This is a genomic window from Kaistella rhinocerotis (assembly GCF_030243905.1).
Taxonomy (GTDB): Bacteria; Bacteroidota; Bacteroidia; order Flavobacteriales; family Weeksellaceae; genus Kaistella; species Kaistella rhinocerotis.
This window is the reverse complement of sequence record NZ_JASSYY010000002.1, coordinates 175,990-197,386: the sequence shown is the minus strand read 5'-3', so window position 1 is coordinate 197,386 and position 21,397 is coordinate 175,990. Positions and strand designations below refer to the sequence as shown.

Sequence of the window (21,397 nt, the reverse complement as noted above, 5' to 3'; positions counted from 1 at the left end):
GTTAATGGCAAAGATAAAAAAAATCCCGGCGTATTGCCGGGATATGTATAAGCGGAAAGCTTGTTTTTAGAAAGAATATTTCATTCCAAATAAAGCTGACCACGTGGTAAATCTGTTGTTCGCAGCTCTGTAAGGCGCGTTTACCAGGTTGCTGCCATCTCTTACCATAGTGAATGTAGGATCTGGCGAAACAGCACCTGATCTGGATAGGATAGCTGCACCATACTGGCTTACAGTAGTATCCTGGATTCCCCACTCGGAGTTCAGCATGTTTCCAAAGTTCAGAACATCAAGCGTTAACTGAATCTTGTCGCCTTTTTGTACCATATCGCTGAAAAGGTTTTGTGAGATACGTACATCTACACGGTTCAACCATGGAAGTAGGAAACCATTTCGTGGCAAGATCTGTCCGCGGTATTTTTCAAGTCCGTTATCGGTGATGAACTGCTCGAATGCTGCTCTCTGCTGGTCAGCTGTGAACAGGGTTACCTGATTTGCACCTGAACCGGAAGTGATATTCGCAAATTTCATCGTAGCAGTACTTTCCGGGATGTACATCAAGTCATTAGCTAAACCATCTCCGTTCAGGTCATTGGTATAGTAATAAGAGAATCTTCCTTGGTGAGCACCTGAGTAATAAGCACCAATGGTTGTTCCGGTTTGCTTGATATCATACGTAACGTTCGCTACAACTCTATGCGGAACCGCAAAATTCGAAATGCTCAGGAAATCCTGGTTTGGTGTATCGATAACCGGTGAACCCAGCCATGAAGATGACGCGTTAGAACCAGAGTTTGAAGATACTTCCTCAGCTTCAGAGTAAGTGTAGAATACCGATCCTGAAAGTCCGTTCCAAGGGCGAAGGCTTGCACCTACCGTAGCTGAGAATGCATAACCTTTCGTATCAGTATTGGTAAGGATCGTGGCATTGTTTGCTCCAATCGCTGAATTATACTGATAGTTTGGCATTTGTCCCGCTGCCGGTGTCGGATAGAAATCCCGCGGCTGGCTCGTCATTTTCACAGTAGAAGGCTTTCTGTTTGCACCGTACTGGAAAACTGCGTTGATATCTTTAGTGTAAAGAACGTCTGATGTAAGCGTGATCAATGAATTTGGAATTCTGTAATCGATCCCGATGCTTGATCTCCACACAGACGGCATCTTGAAATTGCGGTCTACAAGTGCAAATGTACTTGGTGCACCATCAGCCGGTGACTGAATGAACACGTTTCCGGCACCTGCAGGCACATTGTTCAAATGATAATAGATATCCTGTGGCTGGAAAGTGATATTATTGATCCATCCCGCAACCTGCTGATATGAAGTTGGTTCCACGATATTTTGAAGAACGCCTGCGTTGGTCGGCATATTAGTCAACCAGACAAACGGTACACGACCGGAGAAAACTCCAGTACCACCACGAACAGTGAGCGTTCGGTCACCAAAAGCATCATAATTGAAACCTAAACGTGGTGAAAGCATTACTTTAGAATTTGGCCACTCGCCAGAAGAATAGTTCGTTGGGTTACCTTTGGTGTCAAGTAATGTCAGATTATCGATAGCTGGGTTTGCAGTAAGATCATTAAGATACATTGGCAATTCAGCACGTAAACCTACAGTGAAATTGAATCTGTCATTCAACGCAATTCTGTCTTGTGCATAAGCAGATAAAAGACCGAAATTTACGCGTGAGTAAGTGTCCTGACCTGCGTACGGATATGTAAGGCCGAACATGATCGGCGCCACTTCGTTGGCTGTACCTGTCGTAAGGAAATCTGCAACTGATGCGTAACGGTAGTAACCTGTTCCCATTCTGGTGTATGAATTACCGAATTTCTGCATCTCATACGCCGCACCTCCGGTAATTGTGTGTTTACCCGCGCTGTAAGTAAGGTTATTGATGATGGAGAAGTTATCATTGATCACATCATTCAGATAAGAGAAAAGCTCCGTACCGAAACTGATGTAGTTTCCGCCGCTTGCAGAACCATCCCATATATCAACAAAAGGGAAAAGTTGATCTGATGGTGTAGTTCTTAAATCCTGGATTTTTGAGTAGGTGAACAATAATTTATTCGAAAGGCTTGAGTTGAAAGTTGAGTTCAATTCCGCAGTAAGCGACTGTACTCTGTTTTCAAGTGCGTAGTTACCATTTTCGAATGTCATTGCCTTGTCACTTACACGTCCGTGTGCCGATCTAGGTGAAGGCCCTGATGAAGCATTGGCAACCTGCATTGATTTGGCATTCAACACATTGTAACGTATGGCAAATTTGTGCTGGTCGTTGATATTCCAGTCAAGTCTCGCGAGGAATTTGTCTCCCTGCTGCTCAGCTTCGTTAGCGTAGCCCTGGTATCTTCCGGGATCGTAACCCCAACGGTTGATCAGGTGATTTCTTACCGCGATAAGGTCTGACTCTTTTACGCGTGAAATGTTATTTGCCGGATCGGAAACACCATCCTGTGAAGCTTTCCAAAGGTTTGCACCTGAAGCGTTAGCGCCCGTAGCAGTTTCTCTTTCAGCACTAACGAAGAAGAATAGTTTGTTTTGAACAAGTGGTCCCCCGATTGTGAATCCATTGGTCATCTGTCCACCGGAAACCTTCGCGATATCGTTGTCGTTAATTTTCCAGCCGCTAAGTTCTTTTCCTGTGTAATACCCGTAAAGTGAACCGTGAAACCTGTTAGTTCCAGATTTTGTAACCGCGTTGATGCCTGCACCAGTAAAACCTGATTGAGTAATATCAAACGGCGCAATGTTTACAGAAATTTCCTGGATCGCATCCAAAGAAATAGGCTGTGAATTTCCTCCCGGAAGTGGGTTTGAACTTAAACCGAAACCGTTATTAAAGTTCGCACCGTCAATCTGAAGGTTGTTGTAACGCGCATCACGGCCTGCAAATGAGTTGCCGTTTGCCTGGGGCGTAAGTCTTGTAAATTCTGTTATGCTGCGGTTTGCCTGTGGAAGTTCCTGAATTTGCTTCAAACCTACATTGGTTGCTGCACCTGTTTTGTTTGTGTTCACACCGCGTGTACCTGTAAGTACCACTTCGGCGATGTTTTCTGTCTTCTCACCGAAAACAGGGTTTAATGTAAATGGTTGGCCAAGTTCTAAGTACACATCTTCATAAATGATTGGCTGCTCCGTACCGGTACTTACTTCTACACGGTAAGGTCCGCCAACACGCATGTTCGGAAGGTTGAAAGCTCCCGAAGCATTCGCTGCAGCACTATACACTGTACCAGAAGGCAAGTGGGTGGCCGTAATTCTGGCACCCGACGTTTGTTTTCCGTCGCGCGTGCTTACAATACCGGTCATGTTACTCGTAGTAACCTGTGCATGTACGTTGCCGTAACCTGCAAAGGCAATTGCAGCGATAAGAACACTCTTCTTAAATGGTTTCAAATTCATATCAACTCGATTAGGTTATAATTGAAAATATCTTTTGCTGCAAAAATGAACAAAAAAAATGAGATTATTATTACAGAGATGTTAAGATTTAAATTTACGTAAAAATTACATTTAAAAAGCACATTAACAGCTAGTTAATGTGCTTAAAAATTTCCCCGAAGAGAAATAATGCATTGCATAATCGCTAAAAATAATTCCCCAAAACGTGCTTTGACATAAGTTTCAGACTACGGCTTTCAAGCTTAAATCTATGTTCGAAGCCGAATGGGTGAGTGCGCCTGCCGAAATAAAATCTACACCTGTTTTAGCGACTTCTTTCAGCATTTCGCGCGTGATTCCGCCCGAGGCTTCCGTTTCACATTTTCCGGCAATCAGGCTTACTGCCTTCGCCATGGTTTGAGTGTCCATATTGTCGAGCATGATGCGGTCTACCTCCATTTTCAGGGCTTCTTCCACTTCTTCGAGGTTGCGGGTTTCCACTTCTATCTTCAGTTTTTTCTTCAGCGACTTATTGTATTCGCGTGCCATTTTCACGGCATTGGTGATGCTTCCGTTGTAATCGATGTGGTTGTCTTTCAGCATGATCATATCGTACAGGCCATACCGGTGATTGGTTCCGCCACCTATTGCCACTGCCCATTTTTCGCAAATCCTGAAATTTGGCGTTGTCTTGCGGGTATCCAGAAGTCTGGTTTTGGTTCCGAGCAACCTTGAATCCCAGTCGTGTGTCAGCGTGGCGATGCCGCTCATGCGCTGCATACAGTTGAGTACCAGCCTTTCGGTGGAAAGAATTGACCTTGCGCTGCCTGTCACATAAAACGCGATATCGCCCACTTTGGCAGTTGCGCCGTCTTTAATTAAAACTTCAATTTCCAGATTCTTATCAAACTGCTTAAAGATCATCGTGGCCATCTCTACACCGGCCAGGATGCAGTCTTCTTTCACCAAAAGTTTGGCTCTTTGCTGCAGATCTGCCGGGATTGTCGCAAGCGTAGAGTGATCGCCATCCTGAATGTCTTCTGCAAGTGCAGATTTTATGAACTGTTTAATATTTTTATCGGTAACGTAACTTGGTTTTTTCATGATTTTATTGAGTAAAATTATTTGCGGGGTTGAGTCGCGATCGGTTTATTGTTCCGGCTGTATTCGCTCCAGGAGCCGACGTAAAGTGTGGGTATCGGAAGATCTGCATAGTCCATTGCCAGGATCGTGTGACAGGCGGTGACGCCGGAGCCGCAATGAACTGCAATACTATTGACGTTTCCAAAAACATCCTGGAATTGTTTTTTAAGTTCTTCAGGCTTACGGAAAAAACCGTTTTCGCCAAGATTATTTTTAAAAGGTAGATTGATCGCGCCCGGAATATGTCCTGCAACCAGATCGATAGGTTCAGTATCGCCATTGTAGCGCTCGGTTTCACGTACATCCACTAGAATATTCGATTCTGCGGATACGAAGCTTTCAATTTGATCCAAATGAATGACCGGAAGCTCCCAGTTTTTGAATTTAATCAATTCAACCTCATCAGCGACAGGTATTTTCTGAGTGATTGGCAAATCGGATTTTTCAGTTTGTTGCAAACCGCCGTCTAAAACCTGAACATTTTCAAGGCCTGCGGCGCGCGCCATCCACCAAAATCTAGCTGCAGCATTCGAGCCGTTTTTATCATCGTAAACAATGAGGTGTGAGTTTTCTTTAATTCCTACGCGCTGCAAAACTTCTGCAAATTTTTCGGGCGAAGGAAGCGGGTGACGGCCTCCGTTTTTGGCATCGTCGGGAATTTCAGCTAAATCTTCATTCAAATCAACATAGAATGCATTTTCGATATGCTTTTGCAGATACCTTTCATACGCATGCTTTCCGCTGCCGGCATCGATGAGTATAACATTTTTATTATTAATTATTTCAGCGAGTCCGTTTGTAGAAATGACAGGAGAGATTTTCATACAGTGGTTTTTTAGAATTTAAATCTCAGTTCAGGTCCTTGTTAAAAAATGCGCCTTTATTCTGTTTCATCGCCAGAGAATGTTTGATGATCAGATAGGAAACGTTTACCAGATTCCGAAGTTCTGAAAGTTGTGGCGACATGATGGAATAATTATAAAGTTCGGTCACAGCTTCATAGATTTCGCGCTGTTTCTTTTGTGCCAGCAAAAGCCGTTCGTTAGTCCTTACGATGCTTACCAGATCGCTCATCATTTCCTGAAGCTGTCTGCGGAAATAGGAAATCATTACCATCTCGTCCATCATTTTCAGGCCTTCGTCATCCCATTCCGGCACGGCTTTCAGGTCATCAAAATTAAACTGATTCGCTTTGAGCAGTTCCACAGTTTTCATAGCAGCATTATGCCCGAAAACCAATCCTTCGAGCAGTGAATTTGATGCGAGTCTGTTTGCGCCGTGAAGTCCGGAATTTGTGCATTCGCCCACTGCAAACAGGTTTGTGATCGAACTTTGTCCGTTCATGTCGGTTTCTATGCCGCCCATCAGGTAATGGCAGGCCGGAACCACGGGAATCAGCTGCTTAAACGGATCTATGCCTTCCTGCAGGCATTTTTGGTAGATATTCGGAAAGTGTTCTTTGAAATTTTCTTCATCCATTCCACGACAGTCGAGCCCGACGTATTCGTCACCGGAGATTTTCAGTTCATTATCGATCGCGCGTGCAACGATATCGCGGGAAGCGAGTTCTTCGCGTTCATCGTACTTATGCATGAATTTTTCACCGTTTTTGGTCCGCAGTTTTGCGCCGTCTCCACGCACCGCTTCAGAAATCAAAAACAGCATTCCGTCACGTTTTGAGTAGAGTGCAGTAGGGTGAAACTGATAATACTGCATGTTCGAGACCTTTCCGCGCGCGCGATGCACAAAGGCAATTCCGTCGCCTGTTGCGATCACCGGATTGGTGGTGTTCTTGTAAACATGTCCGGCGCCACCTGTGGCTACAAGCGTGATCTTGGCGGTGATTTTTTTAATTATTTTCTGCTTTTCATCTAAAATATAGGCGCCGTAGCAAGCGATATCGTCGGTTTGTGTTTCCTTGCCCGGAACGTGGTGCTGCGTGATGAGGTCTATCACGTAATGATGCGCCAGCATTTCGATATTCGGCGATTTACGTACAGTTTCGAGCAGGGCTCGTTCTATTTCGGCACCCGTAACGTCTTTATGATGAACGATGCGGTTTTCGGTGTGGCCGCCTTCACGCCCGAGTTTGAAATCCCCGCCTTTTTCCATATCGAAATTGGTTCCCCAATCTACAAGTTCCCGAAACCGCGCCGGACCTTCCCTGATGACCATTTCCACCACTTCGCGCTTATTTTCACCATCGCCGGCACGCATCGTATCATCGATATGTTTTTGGAAATCGTCTTTATCAAAATCGGTCACCACAGCAAGCCCGCCCTGGGCATATTTCGTGTTGCTCTCATCCTCATCAGCTTTGGTGACGATGGTGATCTGCGCATCGGGCATTTTTTGGGAAATCTTAATGGCATAGGAGAGGCCGGATATCCCGGAACCAATTACCAGTACATCTGTTTTTATCATTGAAATTAAATGAACTTAAATAATTTTTGATCTGGTTTGCGCACTTTCTTTAAATGCTGGAAGTTGTCATCCGGCGCGCGGTAGCCCAGTGCAAGCGTCACTGCAACACTTTCTTTTTCAGTGTCTAAGCCCAGAATCTCTTCGATGAGGTTTTTTTTAAATCCTTCCATCGGACATGAATCCACTTTCTCCAGCGCGGCCGCAAACATCAGATTTCCGAGTACGATATAGGTCTGTTTTTCAGCCCAAAAGGCAACTTCTTCCTGTTCCGGTTTTTTGGTGTAGCCCTCAATGTTTTTTCGGAACAGGTCCAGACTGCCAACCGGAACTTCGCGAACATCAGAAATGTGCCGGAAATAACCGTCAATGTAACTGTCATCCACATTTTTTTTAGAAATAAGGATGACCAGATGTGAGCACGTTGAGATTTGGGATGGATTATAAAATGCCGGGATCAGTTTGGATTTTATTTCGGCACTTTCTGCGATAACTATTTTGTAAGGCTGCAGGCCAAGCGAACTTGCAGACAGCTTGCCGGCTTGCAGAATGTTTTGCAAAACATCCGCCGGAACCTGCCGTTCGCGGTCGAATTTCTTTACCGAATATCTTTGCTTCAGCGCTTCAATATAATTCATTGAACAAAGATAACAAAAGTAAAAAAGCACTGACAGCGATTACTTCTGCTGTGGTAAATTAAATTAAAACAGCCCGCCCGGATCAGGATTCTCGAAATATTCATCGGTTTCCAGTGTCGGTCCCTGTGCAGCCTTCACCGCGAGTTGGTCACAGATTTCGTTTTCGGGGTGCCCGGCGTGGCCTTTTATCCAGTGGAAAGTCGTGTTGTGAGTCTTGAGCAGCGGTACCAGCCTTCGCCACAAATCGGGGTTTTTTACGTTTTTAAAATCTTTCTTTATCCAACCCAGCAGCCATTTTTTATTGATAGCGTCGGACACATATTTGCTGTCTGTGAAGATGTGGATGTCGTTGTCCGGAGATTTCAGTTTTTCGAGTGCCACGATCACCGCCAGCAGTTCCATGCGGTTGTTGGTAGTTCGGCGGAAACCTTTGCTGAAGTGTTTCACGTAGTTTTTCTCCGGAACTTTCATCACAATCCCGTATCCTCCTTTTCCCGGATTTCCGCTGCACGCGCCGTCTGTGTAGATTTCTATTCGTAAACTCAATCTGTAATATTTCTTTAAGATAAGCTTCAAAAAAAGCCGGCATTGCACCGACTTAATTTGTATAGCTAAATTTTAATATTTAAAACTCAAATTCCTCATCGTCATCCAAATCATTCATCGATGAACCCGACACATTTTGGCTGCCCGGCAAATCAAACGCGGCACCCGGATCAATGGTTGCCCGGATTTTATCAAATCCGCCCGGCGCGTCCATCGCGGCGAAGTTAGACGGTTGATAACCCATCGTGTGCTGGTTACCGAACAAATCGAGGTCAGCGAACTTCGCGATGTTTTTAAAGAATGACATCCTTACGTCTGCCGTAGCGCCGTTCCGGTGTTTTGCGATGATGAGTTCGGCCTGGTTTTCAGTTGAACTTTCCCCGCCGTCTTCATCATTATCCCACGTGGTAATCTTGTAATATTCAGGACGGAAAATAAACGACACGATATCGGCGTCCTGCTCAATCGCTCCCGATTCCCGCAGGTCAGAAAGCATCGGTCTTTTGCCCGGACGCGTTTCCACCGATCTTGAAAGCTGCGAAAGCGCGATCACCGGAACATTAAGTTCTTTTGCGATTGCTTTTAGGGATCGGGAAATCGTGGCGATTTCCTGTTCGCGGTTTCCGGCGCCTTTACCGGAATTCGCCGTCATCAGCTGCAGGTAATCGACCATGATGATCTTCACACCATGCTGCATCACAAGTCGGCGGCATTTCGCACGGAAATCAAATACCGACAGAGAAGGTGTTTCATCAATGTAGAGTGGTGCGTTTTCGAGTTCCGATACATTGGAGAACAGACGCTGCCATTCTTCATCGCTCATCTGGCCTTTACGGAGTTTTTCTGAAGAGATGCCGGTTTCAGAGGCAATCATCCTCGTGATAAGCTGCACAGACGCCATCTCGAGCGAGAATAGGGCAAGCGGAATCTGGTGCTGCACGGCAATGTTTCGTGCCATCGAAAGCAGAAAAGCCGTTTTACCCATAGCAGGACGTGCCGCAATGATAATCAAATCCGAGTTTTGCCAACCACCGGTTTCTTTATCAATGTCTCTGAAACCTGACGGAATACCGGAGATTCCTTCTTTGTCTTTTAATGATTTAATGGTTTCAATCGCCTGTTTTACAAGTGTATTTGCTGTGTCAAAACCTTTTTTAATGGTTCCGTTGGTGATTTCAAAGAAAGACTGTTCGGCTTTATCCAAAAGTTCGAAAACATCCGTAGATTCTTTGTACGAACTGTCGATTACGTTCGCGGAAACGTTGATCAGGCTTCGAAGAATGAACTTTTCGAGGATCACACGCACGTGATACTCGATATGCGCGCTTGACGACACGCCCATTGTAAGGTCGATGATATAATGATCGCCGCCGGCAAAACCCAGCTTTTCGTTTTTCTTAAGTTCCTGGATTACGGTCATCAGGTCAACGGGATGGTTACCTTCATACAGTTTCAGGATCGCACGGAAGATTTCCTGGTGTCTGGGATCGTAAAATACGTCTGCCGTAAGTAAATCTATCGAGTAATCGAGGCCTTTTTTATCAATAAGGAAAGTCCCGATCACCAAACGCTCAAAATCTACTGCGTTTGGCGGCATTTTGCCATCGGAAATGGAAAGCTCACGGGCGAAATTGCCGTGAATCAGTGAAGATAAAGTTTCCTTCTGTGTCATGGGGCAAAGATAGTTTTTTTTAAAATCGCCTGCCATTTATTAACCAACAATAGCCCGTGTTTCTGGGTTAAAATGTTGGTAATGAATGCTAACCGATGTTAATAAGTCAATGTCTGTCTGAAGGTAAAATGCCCGGGTTCCTAGCCCCGATTGCAGCGGAAATCCCCGCCTCAGCGGGATTGCAGCGGAAAGCGGGTGGAGTCTTCAGAATGAACGAAAATTTGTAGCTCCTAAAAAATATTTTAATACTCCATTTTCCGGAGTTTCGGGTTGGTAGTTCCCACCAGCAGCGCGATGAGCACCGTAGCTGTACCACCGAATATCACGGAGCGTACTACGCCGAAAAGTTTGGCAGCCACACCACTTTCGAACTGCCCCATCTCGTTGCTCGACATGATGAAGATTGAATTTACACTGAGCACGCGGCCGCGCAAGTGATCTGGTGTTTTCAGCTGAACGATGGTGCCGCGGATGACAACCGAAATACCGTCGAGCATGCCACTCAGCATGAGGAAACCGAATGAGAGCCAGAAAAGTTGCGAAAAGCCGAACGCGATGATGCAGAGACCGAAACCTGCAACCGCCGCCAGCAGTATTTTTCCCTGATTTTTCTTCAACGGAAAGAAGGCCAGAAACGCGATAATGCACATGGAACCGATGTCTGAAGCTGCATTCAGCAGGCCGAAACCTTCCGAACCCACCTTCAGGATGTCTGACGCGAACACCGGAATCATTGCCACAGCACCGCCGAACAGCACCGCGAACATGTCCAGACACAGCGCACCCAGGATTTCCTTGGTTTTGTAGATGTACGCGACGCCTTCGCGCATGCTTTGTACCACGCCGATGTCGCGCTGGCCGTTTTCTGAATGATGCTTTTTCAGGAACCAAAAGAAGAACGAGGAAAGCACCATAAGTACGACCACTACCAAAATAGTCCCCGAAATATCGATCCAGTGAATCAGGAAGCCACCGAGCGCGTGTCCGCAAACCGAAGCCGTGAGAAATGTGCCTTGGTTAATAGTAATAGCGTTGGGCAAAGTCTCGCGCGAAACTATTTTGGGGATCATCGACGGGATGATGGGTCCGAGGAAAGCCCGGCAAAAACCCGTAAAAAATATCACTGCGTAAATGAAGTATGAGATCTGCAGATTGCTGAAATGTAAAAGTCGGTGCCCGAAAAAAGCCGGGATGATGAGCAAACCTATGAGGAAAACATAGATGTAGTTGCAGATCAGCAGCAGTTTCTTTTTCTCCGAATTATCGATCACATGGCCTGCGTACAGCGCGGTGAATACAGCCGGTATCACTTCTGAAAGCCCGATGAGGCCGATTGCAAACGGGTCTTTTGTAAGCTGGTAAATCCACCAACCCATCAGCGTAGCCAGCATGCGGAAAGAAAGTACCAGAAAGAAACGTCCGGCCATAAGGTTCCGGAACTCGGGAATTTTCAGCGTTTGTAGAGGCGTGAGTGAAATCATGTGCAAATGTAAATCTTGCCCGGCATTTTTCAGGGAAAAATTATCTTTGCGTTTATGAACTGGATTTTACTGATCATCGGCGGTCTTTTCGAAACCGGATTTGCGACCTGTCTCGGCAAGGCGCAGGAAACCACGGGCCGTGAAAGCTTTTTCTGGTGGGCCGGATTTGCCATCTCGCTTTCGCTGAGCATGTTCCTGCTTTATAAAGCGATTTCGTACGGCAGCAACCCGATTCCCGTGGGAACAGCGTATGCAGTGTGGACGGGAATTGGTGCAGTGGGCGGCGTGATGGCGGGAATTTTCATATTTAATGAGCCAGCGACCTTCTGGCGGATGTTTTTTGTCTTTACACTGATCGCCTCTGTTGTTGGGCTGAAGGCGGTTTCGAACTAAAATAGAGAATTTAAAACAAAAAAAAGCCTGCAAACGCAGGCTTTAAAAATAGAAGTTAAATCTATTTTTTGATAAGTTTTGTAGTTTCGATAACTTCTGAACCCGCATAAACTTTAACAAGATATACTGCTTTCGGGAGTTTTTCTACATCGATAGAATTGCTTGCTGAACTTGTAACCAGTTTGCCGTTCATATCATAGATTTCGGTTTTCGTGATGGCATGTTTCCCGTTTGCTTTCACGTTCACTACGCTAACTGCAGGATTCGGGTAAACGGAAACATTTTTACGGTTTGAGTAAACTTCGCCCGTTCCCAGTGCAGTTTCGCCAGTAATAGAGAATGCCATCCCCGGCATAGTGTCTCCGGTGAGGTCGGAGATTGTGCTCCAGTCTGTTGCTCCTGCCTGAAAAAGATCTTCCTCATCAATAAGGACAGGCTCAGCAAAATTACCGGTTGGCGTGCCTGCCCAGTAGAATATTTCAGAAGAATCTGCACCATATTCATCACCAAGGTCTACGATCGGTGCGAATGCAACCCAATACCTTTTGTTGGCATCCAGCGTAAGAGTTTGTCCTAAAGCCTGCGTTACATTGACATCGATAGTAAATTCCCATGGGTTTTCAGTAGAGATAGCAATGGCACTGCTACCGCGCAAATTGATGGCTGCTACCGCATTCCCCGCATTTGTAGGTGTGCCGGCCGGCTTGCCGTTATCGTCATTGAAGATGTACATCTTTGCACCAAGTAGGTAATCAGGTAAATCATCGTAATCCTGTGTGCCGTAGAAAACAAACTTGTCAACTTTTACAGCTTCTGTAAGCTGGAAATCGTCTGCAGCAATGATCTGCGCATCATCCTGATCAACCATTGAAATAATAGCATTGTCAAAATCTGCTGCCTGCTGAAATTTAATACTGCTCTCTTTCAGATTAGAGACAAAAGGTTGGTGTAGGCCATTTTCGCTTTTTTTGATAAAGCTTTTTTTCGCGGTCTGCGCATTTGAGAATGTTATCGCTAACATTGCTCCCAAAACATAAAATTTTCTCATTAATAATAATTATTTTCCGCTAATATAAGGCAGTATCACGTGATTTCCTAAGAAATGCGTAATTCCGAACTTCCATTTTACCCGATATTAGATCTAATGCTTTGGAATTTATGAATTTAGACCCTAAAAAAAATTGAGTAATAGACCTTAGGCTGAATGAACCCCAGCATTATAAAAAAAACCACCCTATTCGGATGGTTTTGGTTTTAAGTCCGTTTAATTTCAGGATTTCAGTTTATCCAGAAAATCACCGATTTTCCTGTCATTCGCAAGTCTTGGAATCTTGTTCTGGCCGCCAAGTTTCCCTTCAGATTTTGCGTATTCGTGAAATGCGTTTTTCTCTAGCCGGCTGATAACCAAAGGTTTTAGGATGTTTCCGGCAATCAGGTCATCATAATATGTATTTCGGCGCCGCATCTCTTTATCTAAATTTATTCTGAATGCTTCCATGTCCGCCGGTTCTTTCTCAAACTCGATGAACCATTCGTGATAAGGCAAACCTTCGGCAGGATTTACCTGTGGCGCCAGATGGAATTCGGTGATCTGAGCCGGAAATTTTTCAACTGTGGCCTTCATTGCTTCCTCCACTTCAAACGCGATCACGTGTTCACCAAAAGCCGAAGTGAAGTGTTTGGTTCTGCCCGAAACCACGATTCTGTAAGGATCTTTAGAAATAAATCGCACCACATCACCAATAGAATACGCCCAAAGTCCGGAATTGGTCGTCAGGATCAGTGCGTAATCTTTGTGAAGTTCCACGTCTTTTAACGTAAGCCGTTGTGCATCGGGTTTTCCGTAGGTTTCAAGCGGCACGAATTCATAAAAAATTCCGTGATTGGTCAACAGCAGTAAACCTTCTTTGGTATAATCATCCTGGAACGCAAAAAATCCTTCGCTCGCCGGAAAAGTTTGGATGGTGTCCACGGGCCTGCCCAAAAGTTCGTTCATTTTCTCACGATAAGGCTCGAAGTTTACACCGCCGGTAATGATCAGCTGGAGATTCGGGAAAAGTTCGGTGATTTTTTTTCCATTGCGCTCGATGAGTTTTTCAAAATACATGATCAGCCAGGGCGGTATGCCCGAAATCAGCGTCATGTTCTGCCTTTCGGTTTCCTTTACAATCTCGTCCACTTTGGTTTCCCAGTCGTCGATGAGGTTTGTTTTTTCACTCGGAAGGCGGTTTTTCTGAAGATAATTCGGGATGTGATGCGCAACAATTCCGGAAAGACGTCCTGTTTTAATGCCGTTAATTTCTTCAAGTTCAGGGCTTCCCTGCAGGAAAATCATTTTTCCGGCCACGAAATCTGAATTGTTTTTCTGGCTGATATAATGAAAGATCGCGCTTTGCGCGGCAGCGAGTTGATAAGGCATTCCTTCTTTTGAAATCGGGATGTATTTCGAGCCTGAAGTGGTGCCCGAAGTTTTTGCAAAATACTCCGGTGTTTCTGTCCACAGAATATTCCGCTGGCCTTTTTTTACTTTTTCGATATAAGGTTTTAACTCTTCATAATCAGCAATTTGCACGTGTGTCTGGTAATCTTGGATGGTTTTGATTTCTTCAAAATTTCGTTCCCGTCCAAACAATGTCTTTTCCGCGGTTTTTACAAGCGAAAGCAGAAGCTGCTGCTGATCTTCTACCGCATTATTTTTGAATTTTGCGGTAGCTTTAACGTGCTTTTTTGCCCAAATAAGCGCGATTTTTTTCTTGATGAAATTTATCATTCAGCAAATTTAAATATTATTGATGCGAAAGGTCTAAAAATTATACCTGTAACCCAAACTCAGGCTTAGCAGGACCGAGCGGCTGTAGTATCTCCGGATATCAGCATTTTCATTAAATGTGTTGCCGAAGTAGAAATTCGCTTTTCCTGCTACGAAAACCTGCTGCGGCCCATCCAGCGTGTAAATTGCTTTCCCGCCAAGGTGAAACCCAACCGCTTTTTCTTTTAACTGTTCGGAACCAAGGTCAATGAAATTATTCGTCAGCCGGTAAAAGGAGAATCCGGCCATTTCTTCAATGAAAAAATCTTCGGAAATCCCATCACGATGCGTCAGGAAAGCATCGATAACGGTCATCCGCGGCGAACCGAGGTTGCCGTAGCTGCTTCTTCGGCCATAATCTACATTCGAAAAATAGGCGCTGTAATCAATCCCTACTCCGAAATTGATCGGTGTCATCAGGTTTCCACCGAAACCAAAACCGTAAAAAGGCTGCAGGTCTTTGGCGAGCCAGTTATTTCCGATCGGTTTCATCGCAAGCACCTTCACATCGATGTTCGAAACTACATCGAGACCTTTTTTCCGCTTCTGGCTCAAAAAAAGCGCCGGCGAAATCATTAAAAGTAAAATAGCGATCCTCATTTCGTCAGCACTATTTCGTTGAACTTAAGGTAAGTGATTCCTTTCGGAACATTGATCTGCATTGAATCTGCGGAGATTGTCAGCCCGGATTTTTCGGCTTTGAAAGATTTTATTTTTTCGGTGGATGTCAACGAAAAGCCATCATTTGAGATGGGTCCGGAAAGTGTGAAAGATCCGCCAGCCTGCAGCGCGGTTTGTGCTGTCACGATATTATTGCTGATGATTTTAAGCCTGATTTTATTGAAATCTACCGTCGCAGCAACCATCTGGCCTTCTACATAGGCTCTCGGATTGTCTGTTGAATCACTTCGGCAACCGCTCATTATCAGTACGAAGTACATAAACAGCAGGCCTGAAACAGGACGGAATTTCATTGGCTAATTTTGTTTAAAAATACAAAAAAACTGCTTCAATAAAATTGAAACAGTTTCGGTGTATCCTGTCGTTACAGACTATCTGTTGGCATTAGCCGTCCAGGTTTTTCCGTTATTGCTGTAAAATATTTTCAGGTCTTTATTGTCGATCCTAATGTACGATGTTGCCGTAGAACCCACCATCACCATTGTGTTGTCGCCTTCTTTCTGGAATTCGATTCCGTTGATATCCGGAATTCCGTCTGAAAATCTGAAGTTGTACTTCGTAGCGCTGCCGATTTTCGTTACAAATACGCTTCCGTTTTCCTTTGTAATCGAGGTGGTGCCGTCATCATACGTGAGTGTTCCGCGGTAGGTGCCGGCAAAGAAATCGTTGTCTGACGGATCATCGTCGCGGCTGCATGAGCTCAGCGCGAAAACGGAGAAAATTAACATCAGAAATCCTGCGAATTTGGCAGTCTTCCGGAAGATTGAGGTTTTAGTTTTAAATGCAATCCTTTTCATAATACTATTTTTTACGGTTAACGCGTGTGACTTTTCAAACGGTGTGCCACTAAAACATTGCTTTAAAAGTATTTGGATAACAGTTTGCTGCCCAATAGCTAATAAATTTTGACAAATAAAATCTTAAATTTGCATGTCTTAACGGTTCCGGAAATTTTCCGGAATCGTTTTTGACGTTTGAGATCTTCTCATCGAAATTCCCAAATTATTTAAATGCAGTTAAAAAACATAAGTCAAAACTTCCTGCCCGATATGCTCAAAAGTGGTTTCGGTGCAGAGATTTTTAATAATATTGATGACCATAGCCGCCTTTCTGTGCGGGGTTCCGCAGGTTCATCGCCGTCTGTCTTCGCAGCAGAACTTTTTCTTACGCGCAAAAAAACCATTCTTTATTTAATCGAAGATAAAGAAGAAGCGCTTTACGCCACTGCCGAAATGGAAGATCTCCTCGGAAAGGAAAATGTGCTCTATTTCCCGGCGACCCATCTTGCGCCTTACCAGATAGAGAAAACGCAAAATGCAAATCTGGTCTTGCGAACGGATGTACTTAATCAGCTGAATGCGTCTAAGAAACCAAAGGTCATCGTGGCTTCTTTCGCAAGCCTTTCTGAAAAAGTATTAAAAAAAGAAGATTTTAATGCGATTTCGCACCGCATAAAAGTGGGTGAAAGCCTGGATTTCGATTTCACTGGCGAACTTTTGCAACAGTTTAATTTTCAGTTGACCGATTTTGTTTCGGAACCCGGCGAATTTTCTGTGCGTGGCGGCATTGTGGATGTGTTTTCTTATTCTAATGAAGAGCCGTACCGAATCACTTTTTTCGGTAATGAAATCGAAAGCATTAAAACATTTAATATCGAAACGCAGCTTACCAACGGCAAAGTGAACGAATTTCAGTTGGTTTCGAATATGAATTTCGCGGTCTCAGGGAGCAAAGTGCCGCTATTTGGACTGTTGCCGAAAGACAGTTTCGTGATTTCGAACAACGCCTTTTTGGCTGTGAGGAAGATCAAAGATTTCTTTGCGAAGGCGGAGGAAATGTTCGAAAATTTAAACAAAGACATCAAGCATCAAAAGCCCACAGAACTTTTCGTGTCCGACAGCGAATTCGCCGAAAATCTGGAGCGCTTCAAGCTTATTGATTTTACGATCGAACCATTAAAGTCTGGAACCGGCAACACAATAGAAATTGAACTGAGCCAGAGTCCGCAGCCGAGTTTCCACAAGAATTTTGAGTTGCTGATAGATGATTTAAAAGAAAAACGACGTGACAATTTCGATATTTGGATCTCGTTTTCCACAGAGAAGCAAAAAGAAAGGCTTGAGGCAATCTTTGAAGAGATCTCGACGGGAAATTCTGACGATTTTGAATCTGAAGATGTTGATTCGGTGAGTGTTTCAAAGATTTTCTTTAAATCTTTCAAATCTGAACTTCACGAAGGTTTCGTAGATGCCGACCACAAAATTTCGGTTTACACAGATCACCAGATTTTCGACCGTTACCAAAGATTTAAAGCTAAAAATACTTTTGCAAAATCTGAGCAGCTCACGCTGAAAGACCTCATGCAGATGAAAGTCGGTGATTATATCACGCATATCGACCACGGCATAGGCAAATTCATGGGTTTGGTAAAAGTAAACAACAACGGCAAAGTGCAGGAATGTTTTAAACTCACCTATAAAAACGGCGACTTGCTGTACGTAAGCATTCATTCACTGCACAAAATCTCAAAATATAACGGCCCGGACGGAAAAGAAATCGTTTTGAGCAAATTGGGTTCGCCGGCCTGGAAAACATTAAAGCAAAAGACTAAAGCGAAAGTAAAACAGATCGCTTTCGACTTGATAAGACTTTATGCGAAGCGAAAAACCGCGAAAGGTTTCGCCTTCACACCCGATTCTTATCTACAGAACGAGTTGGAAGCCAGTTTTTTGTATGAGGATACGCCCGATCAGGAAAAAGCGACGCTCGACGTGAAAACCGATATGGAAAAGGAAACCGTGATGGACAGGCTGATTTGTGGTGATGTAGGGTTCGGCAAGACGGAAATTGCGGTGCGGGCAGCTTTCAAGGCAGCTACGGATGGCAAACAGGTTGCGATTTTAGTGCCGACGACCATTCTGGCTTTCCAGCATTACAGAAGTTTTAAGGAAAGGCTTAAAGATTTTCCGGTAAACATCTCTTATTTGAACCGCTTCCGCACGGCAAAACAGAAATCGGAGACGCTGAAAGGTCTGGCAGAAGGCAAGGTGGATATCGTGATCGGAACGCATCAGTTGGTAAGTCCGACGGTGAAGTTCAAGGACTTAGGTCTTCTGATCATCGATGAAGAACATAAGTTTGGTGTGGCGGTGAAGGATAAACTCAAGACTTTAAAAAATAACATTGATACGCTGACGTTAACCGCGACGCCTATTCCGAGGACACTGCAGTTTTCGCTGATGGCCGCGCGGGATTTATCGGTGATCAAGACGCCGCCGCCAAACCGTCAGCCGGTAGAAACCAGTATTGTAGGTTTTAGTGAAGAAATTATCCGCGATGCGATTTCATACGAAATCCAGCGCGACGGCCAGGTTTATTTCATCAATAACAGAATTGAAAATTTAAAGGATATCGCCGGACTTATCCAAAGGCTTGTGCCTGATGCTAAGGTAATTACGGGCCACGGACAGATGGAAGGCAAACAGCTCGAACGCAACGTACTTGACTTCATGGAAGGTAAATATGATGTTTTGGTTTCGACGACTATTGTAGAAAGCGGCGTGGACGTGCCGAACGCCAACACCATGTTCATCAACGATGCGCAGCGTTTCGGGATGGCCGATTTGCACCAGATGCGCGGAAGGGTAGGACGAAGCAACCGGAAGGCTTTCTGTTATCTGATTACGCCGCCGTTTGATATGATGACATCGGATGCAAGAAAAAGACTGGAGGCGATCGAGCAGTTTTCGGATCTTGGAAGCGGCTTCCAGATTGCGATGAAAGACCTTGAAATCCGTGGTGCGGGCGATCTTCTTGGCGGTGAACAGAGCGGTTTCATCAACGAAATGGGCTTTGATACGTACCAGAAAATTATGCAGGAAGCGCTGGAAGAACTTCAGAATGATGAGGAATTCGGTGAACTTTTCGAGAATGAAGAAGACCGCAAAAAATTATTTAAATCCACCAAAGAAGTAAATATTGACACTGATCTTGAACTGATGCTGCCTGATGTTTATGTTCAAAGCATTGAAGAAAGACTTTCACTTTACCAAAAACTGGCTGAAATTCAGAATCGCGAAGATTTAAGAAAGTTTGAAAACGAACTTAACGACCGCTTCGGCGCATTACCGCCTGAAGCTAAAAATCTGTTGAAATCTGTTGAGCTCAAATGGATTGCGGCTGAAATTGGTTTCGATAAGATCGTGGTGAAAAACGGTGTTTTCCTGGGCTACTTTCCACCAAATCCGCAGGATAAATTTTACCAAAGCGAGAAATTCAGAAACATTATCGCTTATCTTCACCAAAATCCTGCTGAGGCCACATTAAAAGAAAAAGTGAACAAAGAAGGCAACCAACTGATGATGCGCAAAGAAAATGTGCAGAATGTGGATGAGGTGAACCGAGTGCTGGAAAGGATATTGTAATTTAATTTTATATCGAATTTAACTGATGAAAAAACTTTTGTTACTGGCAGCCCTTTTTCTGCAGACGTATGTTCTTGCATGTAAATGCGACGAGACGGGAAAAGTGGGTATCCAATTTCAGGATGCAGATTTTGTGGGAGAGATTGAAATTTTAAAAATAACACCAAACAAAAGAAAGCGCAGTTACACCGCTGAAATAAAAACAATGGCAACTTATAAAGGTGAGCCGCCGCGCATGGTAGAAGTTTTGGGACTGTTAGGTGATATCAATAGTGGTAGTTGCGAAGTAGAACTTAAAACTGGTGAAAAATATATCGCTTATCTGTCAGAAGGTGACGGTGATAATATCTGGTCTATGACAAGCCGCGAAAACCCACGAATTTCATCTAAGTTTGTGATATCAAGCTGTACACCAATGACTTTAATTGCTTCTGAAACCAAAAATATTGATCTGGAGCGTGAAGTATTGAATTTTTTAAGAAAAAATAAATTTAATCTTTCGCAGGCATTCTATTTTGACAACTCAGTTTTCCAGAGAGGTGAAGGAGATTTTAAAAAAACTGTAATGGAACGCCCTGCGAACCGGTTTGCGGTTTATAAACTAAAAGTCAACAGCAAATCTGAAGTCGAAGAAATTGAGGCAATTCAGAATTTTGGCAGTGCGCAGGACGCAGAAATTATGAAATTGATTAAGAAGAATTTTAGTATAGCGAAAGAACTTCTCACCGAAGTTCGTAATGAAGAGGTATTATTAACGCTTTTTTATATTCCTGAAAATAAAGAAAAAGAGTTCGGGGACACCATTACGCTCAGATTACCTTAAACTATGAGCGAAGAAAACGGTCCTGAATGACAAAAAAAAACTATTTCTGAAACGTTTTAAAAATACATTACTTTTGCTAAAAATCAATAAATGAAAAAACTACTGTATATATTCCCGACACTCATCAGTCTTATGTTGGTATTTTCCTGCCAACCCGGACGGGATGAAAACGGCGACCTGCTTTTTGGGCTTGATACAGATGCACCAACTGGCGGCGGCGGGTCCGGCACGTCGAAATTGCTTCATAAACTTACAGCGCCCGATGGTTCAGGCGGAAATTATACGATAACTTATAATTATGCACTTGGTAAGCTGACGAATGTTAGATCAAGCGATAATTCGGTGTCGTATGACCTGATTTACGACAACAATAACATCAGCAAGATAAAAGTGGTGCAGGATGATGGAGGAACCGTTACGACCACCAATTTTGATATTTCCTATACCAACGGGAAATTTACGGAAGCTAAAGGTACGGGTGTGGAAGATTCGGGTAATTCGTTTAACAATACCATAACAGCGAGTTATGCCGCCGGAAAAGTTTCGAAAATCGTAAGTAAAATGCAGGGTATCGACATCTCTGATCCCACTGTGACTTACGATATGTTCACGATGCAGAATGATATTACCTACAGCGGAAACAATATCTCCGTCTGGAAATCTACGATGAGCATGCCGCCCATGCCGCCCATTACGATTCCTCCAATTGTACTCACTGCCAACTTCAGTGATTATGATTCCTACAAAAATCCTTTCCATACTTTACCCGAAGTATTCAATATCCTGAGCTCAGTTTTCGGTACCGAAAGTAGTGCTGTAACTGGTTTTTCAGTAAATAACTATAAAAAAATAAGTGTGGAAGGCCAGGCGGTTACCTACACTTATACGTACGATGCTGATGGCTATCCAAGTAAAGCGGTAGGCTCAGGAGGAGCAGGAACTTTAACTTTCGAATACACAAAATAGTTTTTTTTTA

The 21,397-nt window shown here is 44.0% G+C and carries 17 protein-coding genes; 4 read left to right on the top strand and 13 right to left on the bottom strand.

The window, feature by feature from the left end:
• Positions 1-66: 66 nt before the first annotated feature.
• The 8 genes from QEP06_RS06085 to QEP06_RS06050 all read right to left on the bottom strand — a co-directional run bounded on the left by QEP06_RS06085 (position 67) and on the right by QEP06_RS06050 (position 11,291).
• Complete coding sequence (locus tag QEP06_RS06085) at positions 67-3,411, bottom strand: TonB-dependent receptor (protein ID WP_285269514.1); 3,345 nt, start codon at positions 3,409-3,411, stop codon at positions 67-69.
• Between the two features lie 222 nt (positions 3,412-3,633).
• Positions 3,634-4,494, bottom strand: coding sequence for a carboxylating nicotinate-nucleotide diphosphorylase (nadC, locus tag QEP06_RS06080; RefSeq protein WP_285269513.1), 861 nt, complete (start codon positions 4,492-4,494; stop codon positions 3,634-3,636).
• A gap of 17 nt (positions 4,495-4,511) precedes the next feature.
• The gene (locus QEP06_RS06075) at positions 4,512-5,357 is read right to left on the bottom strand and encodes a sulfurtransferase (protein WP_285269512.1); all 846 of its coding nucleotides are present in this window, start codon (positions 5,355-5,357) and stop codon (positions 4,512-4,514) included.
• A gap of 25 nt (positions 5,358-5,382) precedes the next feature.
• The gene (nadB, locus tag QEP06_RS06070; RefSeq protein ID WP_285269511.1) at positions 5,383-6,957 is read right to left on the bottom strand and encodes an L-aspartate oxidase; all 1,575 of its coding nucleotides are present in this window, start codon (positions 6,955-6,957) and stop codon (positions 5,383-5,385) included.
• A 5-nt stretch (positions 6,958-6,962) separates the two neighbouring features.
• Entirely contained in the window at positions 6,963-7,592 is a 630-nt protein-coding gene (locus tag QEP06_RS06065) for an NAD(P)H-dependent oxidoreductase (protein ID WP_251832749.1), read from the bottom strand.
• A gap of 63 nt (positions 7,593-7,655) precedes the next feature.
• The gene (rnhA, locus tag QEP06_RS06060) at positions 7,656-8,138 is read right to left on the bottom strand and encodes a ribonuclease HI (protein WP_251832750.1); all 483 of its coding nucleotides are present in this window, start codon (positions 8,136-8,138) and stop codon (positions 7,656-7,658) included.
• 79 nt (positions 8,139-8,217) lie between these two features.
• The gene (dnaB, locus tag QEP06_RS06055) at positions 8,218-9,810 is read right to left on the bottom strand and encodes a replicative DNA helicase (RefSeq protein WP_285269510.1); all 1,593 of its coding nucleotides are present in this window, start codon (positions 9,808-9,810) and stop codon (positions 8,218-8,220) included.
• 242 nt (positions 9,811-10,052) lie between these two features.
• Entirely contained in the window at positions 10,053-11,291 is a 1,239-nt protein-coding gene (locus QEP06_RS06050; RefSeq protein ID WP_251832752.1) for an MFS transporter, read from the bottom strand.
• A gap of 54 nt (positions 11,292-11,345) precedes the next feature.
• Between QEP06_RS06050 and QEP06_RS06045 the strand changes: the two genes are divergently transcribed.
• The gene (locus QEP06_RS06045; RefSeq protein WP_251832753.1) at positions 11,346-11,684 is read left to right on the top strand and encodes a DMT family transporter; all 339 of its coding nucleotides are present in this window, start codon (positions 11,346-11,348) and stop codon (positions 11,682-11,684) included.
• Positions 11,685-11,745: 61 nt separating this feature from the next.
• Here QEP06_RS06045 and QEP06_RS06040 read toward each other — a convergent pair whose 3' ends face one another.
• The 5 genes from QEP06_RS06040 to QEP06_RS06020 form a co-directional block, all read right to left on the bottom strand.
• Positions 11,746-12,732 (bottom strand): T9SS type A sorting domain-containing protein, encoded by a 987-nt coding sequence (locus QEP06_RS06040; RefSeq protein WP_285269509.1) that lies wholly within the window; start codon positions 12,730-12,732, stop codon positions 11,746-11,748.
• Positions 12,733-12,954: 222 nt separating this feature from the next.
• A complete protein-coding gene (locus QEP06_RS06035) occupies positions 12,955-14,454 on the bottom strand; it encodes a GH3 auxin-responsive promoter family protein (protein ID WP_285269508.1) in 1,500 nt (499 codons plus the stop codon).
• A gap of 33 nt (positions 14,455-14,487) precedes the next feature.
• Positions 14,488-15,093, bottom strand: coding sequence for a hypothetical protein (locus QEP06_RS06030; RefSeq protein ID WP_285269507.1), 606 nt, complete (start codon positions 15,091-15,093; stop codon positions 14,488-14,490).
• Positions 15,090-15,467, bottom strand: coding sequence for a hypothetical protein (locus QEP06_RS06025; RefSeq protein WP_285269506.1), 378 nt, complete (start codon positions 15,465-15,467; stop codon positions 15,090-15,092). Before QEP06_RS06025 ends, QEP06_RS06030 begins: the two co-directional genes overlap by 4 nt.
• Positions 15,468-15,545: 78 nt before the next feature.
• Positions 15,546-15,971 carry a hypothetical protein gene (locus QEP06_RS06020; protein ID WP_285269505.1) on the bottom strand — a complete coding sequence of 142 codons (426 nt, stop codon included), beginning with the start codon at positions 15,969-15,971 and terminating at the stop codon, positions 15,546-15,548.
• 213 nt (positions 15,972-16,184) lie between these two features.
• Between QEP06_RS06020 and mfd the strand changes: the two genes are divergently transcribed.
• From mfd to QEP06_RS06005, 3 genes are all read left to right on the top strand, one after another.
• Entirely contained in the window at positions 16,185-19,598 is a 3,414-nt protein-coding gene (mfd, locus tag QEP06_RS06015) for a transcription-repair coupling factor (RefSeq protein WP_285269504.1), read from the top strand.
• A 25-nt stretch (positions 19,599-19,623) separates the two neighbouring features.
• Positions 19,624-20,421, top strand: a complete 798-nt coding sequence (locus QEP06_RS06010; protein ID WP_285269503.1) for a hypothetical protein — start codon at positions 19,624-19,626, stop codon at positions 20,419-20,421.
• A 90-nt stretch (positions 20,422-20,511) separates the two neighbouring features.
• Positions 20,512-21,387 carry a hypothetical protein gene (locus QEP06_RS06005; RefSeq protein WP_285269502.1) on the top strand — a complete coding sequence of 292 codons (876 nt, stop codon included), beginning with the start codon at positions 20,512-20,514 and terminating at the stop codon, positions 21,385-21,387.
• The last annotated feature ends 10 nt before the right edge of the window (positions 21,388-21,397 follow it).

Coding starts and splice junctions, on each gene's coding strand:
- QEP06_RS06085 (WP_285269514.1), bottom strand. CDS start 3,411: ATGAATTTGAAACCATTTAAGAAGAGTGTTCTTATCGCTGCAATTGCC.
- nadC (WP_285269513.1), bottom strand. CDS start 4,494: ATGAAAAAACCAAGTTACGTTACCGATAAAAATATTAAACAGTTCATA.
- QEP06_RS06075 (WP_285269512.1), bottom strand. CDS start 5,357: ATGAAAATCTCTCCTGTCATTTCTACAAACGGACTCGCTGAAATAATT.
- nadB (WP_285269511.1), bottom strand. CDS start 6,957: ATGATAAAAACAGATGTACTGGTAATTGGTTCCGGGATATCCGGCCTC.
- QEP06_RS06065 (WP_251832749.1), bottom strand. CDS start 7,592: ATGAATTATATTGAAGCGCTGAAGCAAAGATATTCGGTAAAGAAATTC.
- dnaB (WP_285269510.1), bottom strand. CDS start 9,810: ATGACACAGAAGGAAACTTTATCTTCACTGATTCACGGCAATTTCGCC.
- QEP06_RS06050 (WP_251832752.1), bottom strand. CDS start 11,291: ATGATTTCACTCACGCCTCTACAAACGCTGAAAATTCCCGAGTTCCGG.
- QEP06_RS06045 (WP_251832753.1), top strand. CDS start 11,346: ATGAACTGGATTTTACTGATCATCGGCGGTCTTTTCGAAACCGGATTT.
- QEP06_RS06040 (WP_285269509.1), bottom strand. CDS start 12,732: ATGAGAAAATTTTATGTTTTGGGAGCAATGTTAGCGATAACATTCTCA.
- QEP06_RS06035 (WP_285269508.1), bottom strand. CDS start 14,454: ATGATAAATTTCATCAAGAAAAAAATCGCGCTTATTTGGGCAAAAAAG.
- QEP06_RS06030 (WP_285269507.1), bottom strand. CDS start 15,093: ATGAGGATCGCTATTTTACTTTTAATGATTTCGCCGGCGCTTTTTTTG.
- QEP06_RS06025 (WP_285269506.1), bottom strand. CDS start 15,467: ATGAAATTCCGTCCTGTTTCAGGCCTGCTGTTTATGTACTTCGTACTG.
- QEP06_RS06020 (WP_285269505.1), bottom strand. CDS start 15,971: ATGAAAAGGATTGCATTTAAAACTAAAACCTCAATCTTCCGGAAGACT.
- mfd (WP_285269504.1), top strand. CDS start 16,185: ATGCAGTTAAAAAACATAAGTCAAAACTTCCTGCCCGATATGCTCAAA.
- QEP06_RS06010 (WP_285269503.1), top strand. CDS start 19,624: ATGAAAAAACTTTTGTTACTGGCAGCCCTTTTTCTGCAGACGTATGTT.
- QEP06_RS06005 (WP_285269502.1), top strand. CDS start 20,512: ATGAAAAAACTACTGTATATATTCCCGACACTCATCAGTCTTATGTTG.